Genomic DNA, 16,104 nt, shown 5'->3' on the forward strand with positions numbered 1-16,104 from the left:
TAAGTACGTAGGGTAAAGGATTTACAATCAAATTAAATATTTTCAGTAAAGATACGCAAAACCTTAGTGATAAGAGATGAGAGACACGAATTGACGAACAGCCCTCAAAGCCCCTGAGTCTTGCTATGAGTCGTTTCAGTAATAATGGTAAAAATTATCTCTATTACGGAGATAATCTTGATAATTTGCGACGTTTCGTTCCCGATGAATCAGTAGATTTGTGTTACATCGATCCGCCGTTCAACTCCAAGCGGAATTACAACCAAATTTATAACCGTATTGGAAAAGAAGACATTGCCCAAGCTCAAGCATTCATTGATACTTGGATGTGGGACGACCTAGCAAGAAAGGGCTTCTCTGACATTGTTCAAAACTCGAATGGGTTATTCACAAACCAAGCAACTAATTTGATCATTGGGCTAGAAAAAGTGTTAGGGCAGGACAGTTTGTTAGCCTATTTGGTAAGCATGACACTCCGAGTTGCTGAAATTCATCGTGTTCTGAAGCCTACTGGAAACTTCTATTTCCATTGCGATCCAACCTCTAGCCATTACTTGAAGCTGATTTTGGATTCGATCTTTTGCTCCCAAAGTGGCGACTTTAAGAACGAGATTATCTGGAACTATTCGGGTTGGAATAGTAAATTAAAAGATTCGTTTAGCAAGCGTCATGACGTAATTTTCTTTTACTCTAAAGGTAAAACGCAGACTTTTAATTCCTACTCATTACCTTACGAATCAAAAGAGCAATACGTTAGTCGAAGAAAGCAAAAAATTTTCAGAGATGAAACCGGAAGAGAATATGTGCTTTCTGATCGTGGGGGCGGTCAACGAATCAAGCGTTATCTGGATGAAGCGATGGCTTATGGTCAGCCAATCGATGATGTTTGGAAAATTGATAAGCTCAATAATTCATCAAAAGAAAGACTCGGCTATCCAACCCAGAAGCCGGAAGCCTTGTTAGAACGCATTATCAAAGCCAGCACCAACGAAGGGGATATCGTTTTGGACGCATATTGCGGATGCGGAACAAGCGTTGCAGTTGCCCAAAAACTGAATCGTCGCTGGATTGGTATTGATATCACCTATCAAGCAATTAGTGTCATCCTGAAACGTCTCGAAGACACGCACGGTAGCCAAGTTTTAGACGATGTGATTCTAGATGGCATCCCGCGAGACATCAATTCAGCCGAGGCACTAGCAAATCGAAAAGACGATCGCACCCGCAAAGAATTCGAGAAATGGGCAGTTCTTACCTATTCCAAGAACCGCGCCGCAATCAACCAGAAGAAGGGAGCCGATCAAGGTGTGGATGGTCGCGCATTCTTTCCAATCACCGATAAAGAGTTCGGCAGCATTATTTTCCAGGTCAAATCAGGCAAAGTTGATGCGCGAGATATTCGCGACTTGGTAGGCACAATGAGCCGTGAGAAGGCAGATTTGGGCGTTTTCATCACGCTCAAATCACCCACGCAACCGATGATCAAGGAGGCGAAATCTGCCGGACTCTACCATTACCAATTCTTCGATCGCGATATTCCGAAAATTCAAATTGTCACTGTCGAAGAGATCATTAATGGGGACGCTAAATTTAATGTCCCGCTCGTTGCAGGCGTGCTGAAATCTGCGCCGCGTAGCAATGATGACGGTGGGGAACAGTTAGAACTCGTTGCAGGGTAGTGAGTTCTAACTGCTAACAAGGCAAGGGAAAGAAGTTGATCGATCTGGGAATCCCCAGATCGGCATTTCTAGATTATGGTTCTTGGTTTGACGCGGTTCGCATGGCAACCAACTTCATCAACTCATTGAAGTAGTCGTTATTGGCAGTTGATTCAAACCGTTGGCGGTTCAGAATAAAGAGCGGAGCAGGACGAAGATCAATGCGATCTAGAACTTTGATCGAGTCCAGTAATCTGATAAAACGCAAGACGGTATTGGGTGAGGTAGCAGCCTTCTCTGCAATATCTGAAGTCGTAAACCACTGACTATTCTGAATCGCTACAAATACGCGACAATGTGCTTCACTCGGGTGTTTGAAAGACTTCATAATACCCCCTTAACTTGCTGCCAAACGCTCAGAGCGCCCTCGCACCATCCTTCCAAATAGGCTGGAAGATCAGGATTTTCAAGGTACTGAACCCGACGAGAGTTCAACCACTCTCGAAGATCTTCAGTTAAGCCGTCAGATTCCAGCTGCCTAAATTCGTCATAGGACAGTTCAGCTGCGTCTTCCTGACCATCCACAACGCCATCTTGCTTCCAACTGCCCTCAGATTCCTGCTTTTCAATGCGTAAACGCTCTACCAACTTATCCATGATTGGTGCTTCCTTTAATTTAATTTCTTCAATCGTTACTGCCGTTTCGATCGCTTGCTGGCAAACTTGCGAGACGTTGATGTTGGACTTGACTGCCTGGAGTCGCTGGTACAGACGATCTGAGACAGTGATCGTAAGCCTTTCGCTCATTACAATACTTACCTCACTCAACTAATATGTATTCATCATATCAGTAAATATATATTCTGTGTGTACTTATTTTATTTTTTGAGATCGCGGCTTCTTTACCCTCCATTTCTCAAATCACAAAATGAGCTAATAACGATCTTCCTTCTTGCAGACCGGGATCGCTCTGATTCGTCAAAACTCTAACCCATGTGAATCTTTTGCTTTTTTTAATCTGTTTCATCAGTACTTCATCAATATTCCTGAGTAGCTTAAGATTTACATAAACTACGTATCTATACTGAATGCGGTAATTATTATTTTCAGCAAGTTCCTTTTTACAAATCATGCTGAAATCATTTATCTTCGGAAGTTCGATCGCTGCTCTATCAACTCTTTTTCTTCCTGCGATCGCTACTGATTGGCGGACAACGGGTGTATCGACTCGAACAAGAGAAACTGTTGCGATCGATATGGATTCAATAGATCGATCCAACGGTAAATATGATGTGCGGTTTCGATATTTGATTGGCAAAGATTTGGTACAAGCATCGGTGAATTGCGATTCTTCCCTAGTGACTCCGGATCAAGGGAAGCCATTCGTTCCAGACATGACAGGGGCAACGCGAGAAATGATTAAGCTAGCTTGTGGGGAACGTCGTGAGCTAGTGAACCGATATCAAGGCTACGGACAAACTGGCTATCAGTCTGTACCCACAGATCCCGGCTTTAGTTTTCGAGGTTTCTGGGTATCAAGTGAAGCGATCGACAGTACGAATGAGCTTCTTAGTACTTTTCGTAACCCTCTTGCTTACAGGTTTAAGTCGTCCCAAATTGCGGATGCCGTCGCTATGTACTGCCAAGCCCGCGATCGTGGATTGAGCGATCGAGAAATCGTAAACATATCAACAATGTCAGTCATAGAAATGACCGATGCAGATGACGACATTAAAGGTAGACTGCTCCAATATTGGGTTGCAACTCGAACAATTGCTAAGCGTCATGTCTGTCCACAATTTAGCAATTAGCTGGAATTGAATTCTGCAAGCGTCCTCGCTTAAACGAAAAGATATCGAAAAAATGAGACACGAAAAGCGATCGCCCGCTGAATAAATTTAGTCCAAAGCAGCCCATTGCTTCAGTCTTATCTCAGTCTCAATCCGAAAGCCCTTTCTAATCGGCAGTTTCAAAGCGTAGATTTTTCGGGAATTCTGCTCAGTAAGCAGAAGTTCAAAGCGCATGAATCGGTGAAACTATTGCCGGATAAAGATTTGGCTGATTTTGCGTTGATTTCACGGGCGATCGCTTAGTCCAGTGAATGAGACGGGTGAGACTACGAAAGGTTCAGTCACGATCGCCCTCCGATTTGGTGTCTAAATCATCGTTGCGGATCTCAGGTTGTGATTCCTGCTCCTGTTTCAGTTGTTCTTCGTGTATAGTAACCAGCTTCCTAAGTATCCTCGAAGTCTCAGGGGAAAGTTTGAACTTTTTGCCGTCCGCGTTAGGCACGTCTTCAGCCACGATCGTCCCTCCGTTGTGAGTGGTAACTAACGATAAAGCTTGCGGGTAACGCTTTTCAACACAATGTTAAAGAGTCGAAGTCCAATCAACAGGAAAACGCTTTGATTCTATGGGAAAGCCCATACAAAGCCCATAGTTTAGTTCTTACCACGTCGGGTAAAAAGCGTGAGCCAAGGTTAAACACATTCCCGATAAGGGTTTGAGCGATTTAGCGCACCCCTCATGGCTCAAGGTATTCTCGCAAATCAAAATGGACTTGGGGAGGACATTTAACACTAGAGCCGAGGGCGATCGCTCTGCCGAAGTGCTGACTTCCACTCTTAAAAACTGGGTGAAACCCTTGCCGCGCAATGGCTTGATACTGCTGACTTTGTGATTCAGTCCCACCAAAAACGACCCTAAAACGACTGAAACCCTTGCTAGTCGCGTCTTTTAGTCCCATATTGGGCGATCGCTGTCTTTTGTGCCGCACCCCAAACCGTTACCACGTCAGGAGTTGAGTGGTTTTATCGCTCACAGTGCCGCAGTAATGTAGACGGCGGATTTTATGACTTCATAACCTCAAACATGGTCACAGCAACCATTCCACATCTCGGTGGAGCAAAATCGTTACAGGAAATCTTGTAACGGGTATCGGGGGCTGTCCCTAACCCGCCAATGTCGAACTAATGCCACACACTCGAACACCCTGCAACCGTTTACTGATGGTGTTTCTGGGTGTTTTTTTATGTCTCGCCCGAACACTATTGAGCGTTTTTTGTCGAACCGTGAAATCCTTGCTGTGTAAGGATTGCGGCGATCCTTGTTTTATGCGGGTTGAGAGGCGGGAATCCTCGCCTTAAGTCTTGTCACGCGGCTCCATACCGGGATACTAACCCGATCCTTTAGGATGGGGACTTTGCAGTCGAAAAACTAACCGAAACTATTGATACGCATAGGCTTAAGACTGGGGGGTGATGGTAGTTTAACCGCTCCTCAATCCTGCGGAATGCTTGAAGCGTGAGGGATTGAGCGTGGTAGTCTACGCGCTATTTCCAATTACAAGATTTCCTGTAATTGAGCCGTATCAATGGATTGAGCGATCGCTCTCCTGCTGTTGCACAAACCCACATGAAAACACCTAGAAGCCTTTCTACGTAAAGGTTTGAGGGTGGTGCACTACCGCTGCACTAAACCGCTTAAAAATGGCTAAAGCCGTTATAGGGCGATGGGTTTAGGGTGCTGCACTAAATTCGACGTACAAGATCAGAATGTCCCCGTGGAGGACATTTAGCCAGCGATCGCGCCGATGAGGAACAGACTTCCTTACCTTGTAAGGCTTTGAGGTATCTAAAAGCTTTTCCGACGAGGAACAATACCAGGCGATCGCAGAATTTCGGTTGCTAAAATTAATTTAGTTGAATGCGAAAATCAGAAAATGACTCCAGCCGATGTTACTGCTCAAAAATTAATCGAATTAGGGTTAACTCCGATCGAGCAACACTTCAGATCTCGAGATGAGCAGGTGTATTTTTCGAGAGCCGCAATTGATAGATTGTCACTCCTGGATGACGAAAACTACTCCGCGCGTTCCGTCTTAGGCGATGGGTATCCAGACTTGAACAAGTTGCCCGCGATTTACCCGCGCCCATTCTGTCATGGGCTGGGGGATGCAAAAGATCCGACTCTTGAAGATATGAATTCATGGATGCAAGCATCTATAATCGTCAACCTACTCATGGGGCTTCAACCTCTAGAAGTTCCTCCTAAACAAGAAGTCTTAGATGCGATCGAACAGTTTGTAATTGCGTCGCTCGATACTGATGCAAATAAATTGCGTGAAATGATTGATCGAGCGCGATATGATGACAACCTTTTAATCCAAGTCGTATCAGCAGTCAACGCTCGGTTGGAGTCGGGGGAGAGTCTATCCTAGTACAACTGCCCGCCCGGTCTTTGCTGACGAGCGATTTCATTCTGCACAGCACCCCGAATCGACTCACCCAACTTCTGAGGATCGACGCTTGAATTGTCGCTGACAGAAACAGGGACAGTGATCGAGATTTGCTGCCCAGAGCTGAATTTAGCAGCCGCGCCCATCCCGATCGACCCGCTACTCCCATTACGGAAGTTCGGAACTCGACCTTTAACAATTTTGTCGAAGCCCAGAGCAAAAAACATCTGCGTTTCCATCCCGTTTAGGATGTACTCGTCTTTGTTGATAACTCCAACAAATGCGCCGTTGCCTTCACGTCTAACCGCCTGGGCGATCGGGTTTTTACCATCTTTGAATAATTCACCGTTTATAAACGGACGATTATCTGACGCAAATCCGCCCTTAGCAAAGTTGGGGACTAGATTCAGGACAGGAGTTGCGATATCTGGCATTGCAGCCCCGCCGCCCCCACCAAATAATCCGCCTGCGATGCCTAAAACTGAATTCAGGATGCCAAGGAACCCACCGCCGCCCTTCTTGCCGCCGCCGCCGAACAATCCGACGATTCCTTGAATCACACCGGGTAATCCTTGATTCAGTCCACTCAGTAGATTGTCACTCGTTTTGGTTCCCGCGCTGGCGATCATGTCGCTTGCAACTTTAAAGTTTTCAGCGATCGCGAAACTCGAATTTTCAGCAGTCGTGAACAAGTCCTGTGAATCCTTGCCGATCGAGCTAATCGCCTGAGAACTGAGAATCTTAGTGAATCGCATATCATCATTAGATGAAACGTTGCCGCTCCATCCAGAAACCTTGGCATTCCCAAAGCCGTATGAGTCTGCATTCAGGAAATCAATCGGTGAGTTGAACCCTTCCAGATTTGTTAGAGAGAACTTCCGATCGATAACATCGGCTAGATTGCTTTGTTCCATGCCGATTTGGGATTGAGCGATCGCTTCTGCAAATCGATTCCCCGCATCAATAATGATCTGCCCCGCTTGTTCAGTGAGTCCTTTGAAGTTTGTGCCTGCGTCGGTGGCAGCGATCGCTAGCTCTCTCCCCTGCTGATCGTATGTCTTAGTGGGTGAGATAGGCTCAAACATACCCTTGGCATCTTGCTCATTTGCCTTGCGACTCTTCCCGGTGATCAATCCGATTAATTCGTCTGTCAGGTATTTGCTTGCAAGGTTTGCAAGATTTCCAGCGATCGATTGAATCATTTTAGTAAATGCAGAGCCGATCGAATCTGTACCCGAAAGAATGCCACTAAAGAAGCCCTCGAACGCGCCTCTGTTCTGGCTAATGACCTCATTTAATACGCTGTACTGGCGTTTGATGTTGTCAATTTTTACGCTGAGAGTGCGATCGACATTGGATTGAGCAATTTTGCGCTCATCCGGTAACATCGGCGTTTCATTCAATCGCTTCATTTCAGAGGCATACTGCATTCTCGCTTCTACTAGGGATCTTTCTCGCTGAATGTCTTTAGCGAATGTGTCTAGTCCTAGGATTTGGAGCGATTGAATCTGAGCTTCTGCAAGATTGCTGAATGAATTGAAGACTTCTTGACGGGATGAAGCCTCTAACTCTTCTCTCAGCTTTCTAGCCTCGTAAGTGATTTTCTCAAGACGTAGAGCAGCTAACTCTTTCACGTTAGCAATGAGCTTTTCAACCTGCTCTCGGCTCAATTTGTTTTGTCGCCCGAATTCTTCCTGTTCAAGAATTGCAGGCTGAATTGATGACTCAACTTCAAATCTTTGAGCTTCTGAGTTAATGTCGATCGCTTTCATCGGATCTCGCATCCGTTCAGCAGCTTCAGCCGTCAATCTGAAACGTTCCAATGTCTGATCGTCAAATTGCTTCTGGATGACTTGAGTACGTTTAGCGATTTCATACTCTGCCTTTTGCCGCAGATCCAAAACGATGTCTTTGCGGTTTTGTTCAGCTTGAGCGATCGCTTTCTCATCAAACTGCACTGCCTCATTGATTTTCTTCCTAGCTTCTGCAATCTGATCGGATTCGATCTTGAACTGTTCAGACGTGATCCCCTTTAGAGAGTGAAGTTCTTTCAGTGCCGATTCTGCTTTATCTAATTTGTTTAGATCCGTTTGATACTGCCGTAATCGTTTTTGAGCTTCCTCGATCGTGTCTCTCGTATTGCGTTCAATATCCTCAATGTCTTGCTGGAGTTTCGATTCGACTGACGAGATACCCAAGCCGCGACGATTGTTCAGCGCGTTTTCATAAGCCTGACGAGATGCCGTAAACCTGTCTCTAGCCCCCTCAGTTGCACTTAGGAGAGCTTTGCTTCGATTTAGATCTGCCGTGGTTTGCAGGTTGTTATTCTTCGCGGTGGTTAGTTGCTCGATCGATGCGTTGTTCGCTCCGGTTGCATTACTGAGAGATCCTTGAATGCCGCTCAAATCGACAGGAGACATTCCGGCGATCGCTCCTCCTCTTCCTTGCCGCAATTGGGCAAAAATTTCATCGCCATACTTGAACCGCGATTTTTCTTCGCCCGCCCCCCATCGTGTAAATCCTTCGATCGCCTTTTTAACTTGTTCTGGTGTTGCGTTGGGATTTTTTAGCGTTGCAACATGATGCGGAGAATCTTGATTCGCTTCCTGAACGGCGTATTTCACTTGTCCAGCAAAGTCAGAAGGTAAGCCGCGATCTCGCACCCCTTTCTCCCACTGCATAATCCCGCGATGGGTTCCTCTGTCTGCCTTTTCCCATCCAGAACCGCCAGACTCCTGCATAAATGAGCCTGTCAAGTATGCCGCCGCGAGTGGCGTTAAGCCTTGCTGCTGAAGAATCGAAACTGATGTGTTGATCCGATTTGCATCAAATCCACCGACAGCACTGATCGGCGATCGCCCGGTTGCTTGCGGTCTTGACTGAGCGACTGAACTGAACGATCTGGACTGAGGGAGCGATCGCCCGTCGTCACCGTGCCCAGTTTTTAGTACAAGATTACCTTTCGAGTCGTAAACCAGAGCGTAATTGCCATAGTTTCCGCCTGAACCGTATTCGACCTTACCTCCGGGCATCGTCGGAAGCATGATTTGAGCGTTTTCGGCTGATTTGCCGAATCGATTATCGTTTTTATTGGGGATGTAATAGTCGATCGAATCCCATTCTGAATACTGGGAATGGGAATGAGCCGATTGCGCCCGCTTCAGCAACTCGCCACGTTTCGGATCTCGATAATCGTAAATTTCACCCGCAACAGCAGCATTAGAAAATTCAATCTTTTTCCCTTGCGCTTCATAAGCCTGCGCTAATCCATCCATGATGGCGATGCGAGTTGCATCAGACATAGACTTATGGAATTTTGTATCGATATGATATTCTGCTGATCCGCCATTCCGCGCAGTCGGAGCCGTAAACAAACCAGAAGCGATCGCTCCACCTGAATCACCACTAGAGCCACCCATCGGCAATCCACGAGCCAAATCTTGACCTTGCAACGTAGTATCTTCCAGGCTGCGAAGATTGGCAGTCCTTTCTCGAACTGCGTCGGCTACATTCTGCGCCTGCTTATTCGCAACGTCTAGTGATTCAAAAAGAGCACCTAGCAGATCATCGACAAATGATGCCTGCATACCGTTTAAGGCTTTATTCAATCGATCTTTTAGCCCTAACGATCTGATTTCAATCTCTCTCGATTTGATTGTGCTGTTGATATCCTCAACTTGCCGTTGAATGCTGCGATAGTAATCAGCGATCGCTTTATTCGAGTTGTATAACTCCTCGCCGACTTGAGCAATAGACGCGCTTAACTCAGAATCCATTCGGATTGCTTGCTGCTGCAATTCTTTGAGTTGAGCGGTACTCTCGAATACTTTGCGTTCTTGCGATCCTTCAGGAGCTTTTCCGGCTTGAATTGTTAATTCTTGCGCTCCAGCCTTGGATAAGTTGTACTGCCCTAGAACTTTGGTTGCATCCAGCTTTTGAAGTTGCGATTCTAGATCAGCAATTTTTGCTTTTGTTTGTGCAGCGTCCGCCCGCATCCGATCTTGTCCTGCGGTCGTTTTCCCGAATTGGGCTTGCCCCGGCGTAAGCTGCCCAGATGCTTGAGCATTGTTGATCGCAGTGTTTGCAAGATTTTCTTGATTCTGCAATTCAGCCGATGCGTCTTTCATGCGGGCGATCGTTGAATCCCACGCTTTAGCAAATCGCTCTAAACGAGTCGCACTAGATTCAAACGTGCGGTTAAAATTCTGCTGCTCTTGCTCTGCTTCCTTGAGGAGTTTTTTCAGTTCCTCGACTTTTTTGATGAATTTTGGATCTTTATCTAACTCTTCAATGTGGGATTTCAGGCTTTCGATAAATACGGCTGTATTTTTCTGGGCAGTCGCTTTCTTCTCAAGCAGAGATTCTGAGCCTTGCCGTAAAGCTTCCTCTTGCCGCTTCAGTGTGTTCAATCCTTGGATGTCATCGGGGTTCGTCGATCGCAATGCGCGTTGCTTAAGCTGAATTTCCTCAAGCTGTTTATCGATTTGCTTCAATCGCTGTATATCTGCACTACCGCGCAGTGATTGAGATTCTTTTAATGCGGTAGGGGTAAGGTTTTGCAGTTCCTCGATCGAGCGGGTTTTATCTTTTTCGCCTTTGTTTTGCTTGAATCGTTGCCACTGCATACCAAGATCAAGCTGCCCGGTCGTATTGCTTAATGCTTGGTTGAATCTTGCCCATCCTTGCAAGAATGGATTCTTTTCATTTTGAACATACTGATCATACGCAGCGTTTTTCTTCTGTTGGTTGAAGCCCATTATGTCGCGAGAGACATCAACATCTGCCTTCCCGCGAAGCTTTTCTTGCAATGCGTCTAGCGATTTTTTAGCTGTATCCGTTGATGTTCTGAGTTGTCCAGACTGATCTTGGAAAACCGACATTGCCTCTGCTGCTGCCATGATCGCCGCAGTCAGAAGAGTAAATCTCAACGCAAATGTTCCGATCGACGCTGCTGCTGTCCCAATTGACGATCCCATCGCACGGAACGCATTAGAAGCCATCACGCTTAGGCTTGGAAGCATTACAAACTGATTGATAACCGTCCAAAGCGCTTTCACTAATGTCACACCGAGCATGATCGACAATGCGGCGATCGATGACATCAAAGTATTTGCATTGTTATTAACGGCGCTTAATGTTTTAGCGATCGCTTCCGCCCCAAACGCTTGAGCAGGAAGAATTCCTTTTCCTACTGTCGTTTGAACTTGCATGATCGAATTATCAAGTCGGTTAAACGATGCCTGTGCTGATTTACTGGCTTCTTCTGCCGGGATTGCTAATTCAGCTTGTAATTGTTGACCAAATTTAGGGAGAACATCAGAAGTGACCAAACCTTGCTCAATCATCTTGTTGAGTTTGGGTACGTCCACATTCATCGATCGTGCTAACACTGCCGAGACATTCACGCCTTGCATGTTCTCAGCTAATTGCTGGCGTAATTCTTCTTGGCTCAAAGTGCCCTTTTGAACCATCTGCGCCCCGGCAAGATTGACTAATTCTTGCCTTTGAGCGTTGGCATTAGAAGCGATCGCTGCTGTCTGTAAGCCTTCATAAAACTGATTCGCCCCTACTCCTTCTAGCGGGGTGTCTTTTGCCGCTGACGCAATTCGCGAATAACCTTCTGCGGCTTTTGCTGCATTTGTACCGAGTTGATTTGCTTCGTCGTTAATTTGCTTGAGTTTGGCAATCCCTTTATCAATTCCTCCTTCAGTGAATAAGAGCGATCGCTCTAAATTCTGAACCTCTAATGCAGTCTGCGCGGATTGAGCGGCAAAGTCCGCTAAAAATGGGAAGACAAAAGAGAGAGCTTGAAATCCTAAGAACGCTCCGATCGCGCCACGAATTGGAGCCGGAATCATTCCAATTGCTTTCTGAACTAAGCCCGCAACTTTAGCTGCTTCTGGGGCAAGTCCGCTCAGAATGTCTTTAACCTCTTGCATAATCGGCGCAAGCTGTTGCCCTACACCAATCTGTCCGATCGCATCTAATCCCTTTTCTAAACCCGCTACCGCCATTTGCCCAATTCGGACGAATACGCGAGACGGTGATTTAATTTCAAGCTCGTCTTCTGCGCTGTCGATCGCTGCTCTAGCTAATCTCTCAGCAGCAGATTGCACACCAGCAATCCCCTGAGCTAATCCGGCATTCATACCAGACGCAATATTGACCCCGATATCGTTTCCATCCTTTTGAGATCCGGCTTTATTTACAGCGGTTTCAGTGCGGGTAATTTGCGCTCTAGCTTGCCGTGCCGCTTCTTTCAATGGTTTCGATGCGTTTTTACCGATCGCGCTCATTACAGAGTCAATCTCTTTCCGAGACTGAGCGATCGCTGCTTGCAATTCCGACGCAACTGCCGCAGATTCGGGACTACCAGAAGTCGCGAGTTTCGTTTGCTCTGCAAAGACTTGACGCAGTTTTTTGAGTTGAGCGATCGCGTTTTTCTGCGCTTGCTCAATCATGTCTTTTGATGAAGGCAACGGCATTGCTGACTTCATCGGAGTAACGTCAATGATTTCAGCGTCAATAATGTCGCCTTGAACGGACGATCTCATTGTCTGCTGCGGATGAGCAAACATCTCTTTTAATCCGTTCACAAGCTGATTGAGCTTTTTCTCTTGCTGTGCAACTTGTCCTTTTAGTTGAGCAAGCTGATTTCCCTCGATCGTGCTAGTTCTCTGAATTGGGGCTAGTGTTGCAATACCTTGATCAATTTGAGCGCCGATCTGCTTGAGATCTTGCTCAATGCCTGACACAAATAGCTGAGAACGATTAGGACGCGCGGACATCATTCTTTGAGCCTGGTCAATCCCGGCTTTTAGAACACCCATTTTCTGCTGAGTTGCCGCAACGATCGCAGACTGATCTCCGATGATTGCCTCCCCTGCAATTTTTGCGGGAGCAAGCATTGCCTGTCCGCCAACTACCGGAGTGGCAATGCTTGCTGCCCCACTTGCAAGGTTTTGAACAGCACCTTCAATCAAGTTAGTGATTCCCGCTTGCAATGCAGGAGCCAGCTTTGACCCGATTACTGGAATATGGGCGATCGCTTCTCCCATTGAGCTATTAACAGCGGTTGTAATCGCGTCTCCCATCGCTCCAAACGGCAATTGCAGCGCATGACTCATTGCGTTTGTTGCACCTTCTGCCATCACTCCACCACCGGGTAGAGCGTGAGTTGCCATATTAAAAGCGATCGCTGGTAGCGCAATCTGCTGCAATCCTGTTTTTGCGGTCTGACCAAACGGCAGAGCATTTAGAGCAAAATTCTCAACGCCTTTTAACGCTCCGTATCCTTTCCCAACCGTACCTTGCAAGAATTCTAAGACCTTGCCCGCGTCTTGACGAGCGATCGCTCCATATCCACGCCATGACAAATCACTGAATTGTGCAACTTGAGGGCTTGCGCCAGTATCGTCCTTGAAAGCCTCGATTGATGCGATCTTCTGATTTAGCAAAGCCAACCCGCCCGCGTTTGCCGCGTCTTTCGTTGCTTCCACAACTCGCCTGAAAACCGACTTTGTTCGAGATGCAAACTCAGTTGTAGACTTTTCGATTTTGGCTTTAGCGATCGCTACTTGATCGATGTCAAGTTTTGGATTAAACGGTTGCTTCAGCGCCGATTCAAGCTCATTTAATTGAGCCTCTAAACTATCGATCTCCCATGAATTCGGATCTAACCCGACTTCGTGATACTGCTCGATTAATTTTGCGAGACTTGAAACGAATTTCTGCTGAGATTGAACGATCGTCCCTTGCCCACTAGAAGCGTTCTTCGACAAATCGCTTAAGTAGCTCGACAATCCTTGAATGTGGCTTTGAGTTCCCGCTTCTTTCTGGAAATAGCTATATCCATCGACAGAATCACCCCGCATCGCAGAAATAGAGCGCCTGAAATTACCTAATTCAGCCTGAGTTTTGCCGCGATATCGATAATCTTGCAGCGCAGCGCTCATCGATTTATCTGTGTAAATCGGTCGCTCCGATTGCGCTTGCACCGCTTCTGGATAGTATTGCTTCGCCTTTGATAAATCGGGTAAGTACTGGCGATCGCTTGCGAAATGCTTCTCTAATTCAACGTAAAACTCTTCTAGGAATTGAACGTAATCTTCTGCCTCTTGCTTAACAGAACCTTTCGCCTTCTTACTAACATCCCGGATTGCACCGATATATCCTTGCAAATCTTGCAGTCTTGAAAATGAATCTTCTGGCTTGTAGAACCATGACTCACCCTGCATTCCCTGAGACTGAGCGATCGCGTCTCGGATATTGGCAGAATCCGAGGCTTTCTTGGTATAGAAGCCAAGCATATTGCTATAGCCTTTTTTTCCGGTGACATCAGGGTTAATTGATCCGATGCGATCGCCTAAGAATGCCTGAATGTCTTTCTGGACAGATTCTTCTGCCAAGAATTTAGGCAGTAAATGACCCAGACCGACACCTGGATAAACGTCTTGCACGTCTCCGGGCTTGAAAATCCCCATTCCAAACATTCGCTGATAGATTGGGTCTGCTGTCCCAATCTGAGCGCGGAATTTCTTTGGATCAGTAACGTTTGCCAGTCCTGCAAACGGCGTTGTAATCCCTAACCCTTTCGTGTCAAGTCCTAGCAACTCAAGCAAATGGACGGCATCTGCCGCAACGTGCCCACCGCCTGACGTACCGACTAGGTTGATCCCTTTTTCTGGGTAAGCTTGCTTGTAGGCGTAGGCTGTTGCAGCCATCGTGATCGCATCTGGGTTAATCCCTTTGACGATCGCCATCTCTGCCAGCTTCCCGATGTTTTTTACATCTAAATCACCAATTTCTCGTCCTAACCCGGCAAACAGTTTTTTGATGAAGTCATCAAACTGTGTCGCAAATCCTTCAGGGTCATTCGTCGCGGGATTAGCAACACCGACGATATAAGAGTTTGGCAGTACTGGTTTGAGTAAATCTCGGATGAAATTAGTATTCTCTTTCCCGCCCGGTGAGAAGTTTAATCCGCCTGTAGCGATCGTAATGGACTGAGCATTATCAATTGCGTCATTGCGATCGACATTGATTGAACCCTGCCGATTCAAGACCTCTTTTGCTGCGCCCTTAGCAACTTCACGCTTCCGAACTCGGACGGGGGCAAAGCCTGAATCAATCCCTAATGCCGCAATCTCTTTAGACAGAGCAATAATTTCTTTCTTGGCTTCTGCAAAATTGCCCGTGATTGCTTGCTTTAATGTCGTCCCGATCGCGGTTGCGCTTACTTCAGACAAGTCTTCCCACTTTTTAAGGACAGCGTTGAATTCTGATGTCAGGGCTTTTGACCCATCGCTTAAGCCGATCGATTTAACAAAATTCTCGCTGATGTTGCGCGCCAGCTCACTGTACCGAACACCAAAGCTGTCGCCTATTTTCTTGAGATTGATACCTAAATTCTTTTCAACACCCGCAACCATCCCGCTACCGACTCGCAGCGCAAATGATTGCCCGATACCTTCAATAAATCCAGTTTTCAAGCCACCAAGCAAGCTTGTGTCTTGGCGAACTTTAATGACTTGCTCTTTTGGTTTTGTCGATCGCTCTTTTGGTTCAAAGATAGAAGCATCGACTTTGATCTTCTGAGCCTTGATATTTCCGATGCGCTCTTCGATTTTTCGCAAATCAGAATCATCAATTGCTAGTTTGAATGTCTGATTTAGAGATGACTTAATCTTGGCTAAATCGTCGTTTAGCCCCTGTACGTCTCTGCGGAATGATGCAACCTGAGACTGAGCCGCATTCAAGTGGGATAAATCCGTCTTAGGCGTTAACGGATTAGCATCCCACGATCTCTGAATCTGCTTAACGTGCTGATCTTTGAGATTAAGGTGCTTGTTTAACTCGGTTAGTTTTCGATCATCTGTCGTTGCAGCTAAGTGAATTTTTGGCTTGCTGAGGTTATTAAAACTATTCTCGATCGACTTCTTAAATTGCTCAATCTCTTGAGTGTCCGCCTTAACTTTCAAGGGATTGTTATCTAAAACTGTTTGAGCTGACTTCTGAGCAGACTTCGCAGAATCACTCAAAGTTTGCAACCCGCGCGTATCAATTTGCGGTTTGAGATTCAAATTACTTTGCATCTGCAAGCCCATTTGTTGCGTCATCCGATGAGCTTCTTGCAGCTTCTGCTGATAGCTCGTCGAATCAAGCCCAAGTTCTAGAAATAGGGAGCCGACTGAAGTAGACATTGAAAAA

At 46.3% G+C, this 16,104-nt stretch carries 8 protein-coding genes; 4 read left to right on the top strand and 4 right to left on the bottom strand.

Features of this window, described 5'->3' with window-relative positions:
• Positions 1–125 precede the first annotated feature (125 nt).
• Positions 126–1,679, top strand: a complete 1,554-nt coding sequence (locus LEPBO_RS0113920) for a DNA methyltransferase (RefSeq protein WP_017288189.1) — start codon at positions 126–128, stop codon at positions 1,677–1,679.
• Between the two features lie 73 nt (positions 1,680–1,752).
• Here LEPBO_RS0113920 and LEPBO_RS0113925 read toward each other — a convergent pair whose 3' ends face one another.
• Both LEPBO_RS0113925 and LEPBO_RS0113930 read right to left on the bottom strand, forming a co-directional pair.
• Entirely contained in the window at positions 1,753–2,046 is a 294-nt protein-coding gene (locus tag LEPBO_RS0113925; protein ID WP_017288190.1) for a hypothetical protein, read from the bottom strand.
• Positions 2,043–2,465 (bottom strand): hypothetical protein, encoded by a 423-nt coding sequence (locus tag LEPBO_RS0113930; protein ID WP_017288191.1) that lies wholly within the window; start codon positions 2,463–2,465, stop codon positions 2,043–2,045. Before LEPBO_RS0113930 ends, LEPBO_RS0113925 begins: the two co-directional genes overlap by 4 nt.
• Positions 2,466–2,788: 323 nt before the next feature.
• On the opposite strand from LEPBO_RS0113930, the gene LEPBO_RS0113940 reads away from it, so the two are divergent.
• On the top strand, positions 2,789–3,469 hold the full coding sequence (locus tag LEPBO_RS0113940; protein WP_017288193.1) for a hypothetical protein: 681 nt from the start codon (positions 2,789–2,791) through the stop codon (positions 3,467–3,469).
• Positions 3,470–3,574: 105 nt separating this feature from the next.
• Complete coding sequence (locus tag LEPBO_RS42900; protein ID WP_017288194.1) at positions 3,575–3,751, top strand: hypothetical protein; 177 nt, start codon at positions 3,575–3,577, stop codon at positions 3,749–3,751.
• A 431-nt stretch (positions 3,752–4,182) separates the two neighbouring features.
• Here LEPBO_RS42900 and LEPBO_RS42325 read toward each other — a convergent pair whose 3' ends face one another.
• The gene (locus tag LEPBO_RS42325) at positions 4,183–4,434 is read right to left on the bottom strand and encodes a hypothetical protein (RefSeq protein ID WP_144056197.1); all 252 of its coding nucleotides are present in this window, start codon (positions 4,432–4,434) and stop codon (positions 4,183–4,185) included.
• Positions 4,435–5,379: 945 nt separating this feature from the next.
• On the opposite strand from LEPBO_RS42325, the gene LEPBO_RS0113955 reads away from it, so the two are divergent.
• Positions 5,380–5,877 (top strand): hypothetical protein, encoded by a 498-nt coding sequence (locus LEPBO_RS0113955; protein WP_017288197.1) that lies wholly within the window; start codon positions 5,380–5,382, stop codon positions 5,875–5,877.
• Here the strand turns inward: LEPBO_RS0113955 and LEPBO_RS0113960 are convergent.
• The gene (locus LEPBO_RS0113960; RefSeq protein ID WP_017288198.1) at positions 5,874–16,097 is read right to left on the bottom strand and encodes a tape measure protein; all 10,224 of its coding nucleotides are present in this window, start codon (positions 16,095–16,097) and stop codon (positions 5,874–5,876) included. The genes LEPBO_RS0113955 and LEPBO_RS0113960 overlap by 4 nt on opposite strands.
• Between the last annotated feature and the right edge of the window lie 7 nt (positions 16,098–16,104).

This window comes from Leptolyngbya boryana PCC 6306 (genome assembly GCF_000353285.1).
Classification (GTDB): Bacteria; Cyanobacteriota; Cyanobacteriia; order Leptolyngbyales; family Leptolyngbyaceae; genus Leptolyngbya; species Leptolyngbya boryana.

Coding starts and splice junctions, on each gene's coding strand:
- LEPBO_RS0113920 (WP_017288189.1), top strand. CDS start 126: ATGAGTCGTTTCAGTAATAATGGTAAAAATTATCTCTATTACGGAGAT.
- LEPBO_RS0113925 (WP_017288190.1), bottom strand. CDS start 2,046: ATGAAGTCTTTCAAACACCCGAGTGAAGCACATTGTCGCGTATTTGTA.
- LEPBO_RS0113930 (WP_017288191.1), bottom strand. CDS start 2,465: ATGAGCGAAAGGCTTACGATCACTGTCTCAGATCGTCTGTACCAGCGA.
- LEPBO_RS0113940 (WP_017288193.1), top strand. CDS start 2,789: ATGCTGAAATCATTTATCTTCGGAAGTTCGATCGCTGCTCTATCAACT.
- LEPBO_RS0113955 (WP_017288197.1), top strand. CDS start 5,380: ATGACTCCAGCCGATGTTACTGCTCAAAAATTAATCGAATTAGGGTTA.
- LEPBO_RS0113960 (WP_017288198.1), bottom strand. CDS start 16,097: ATGTCTACTTCAGTCGGCTCCCTATTTCTAGAACTTGGGCTTGATTCG.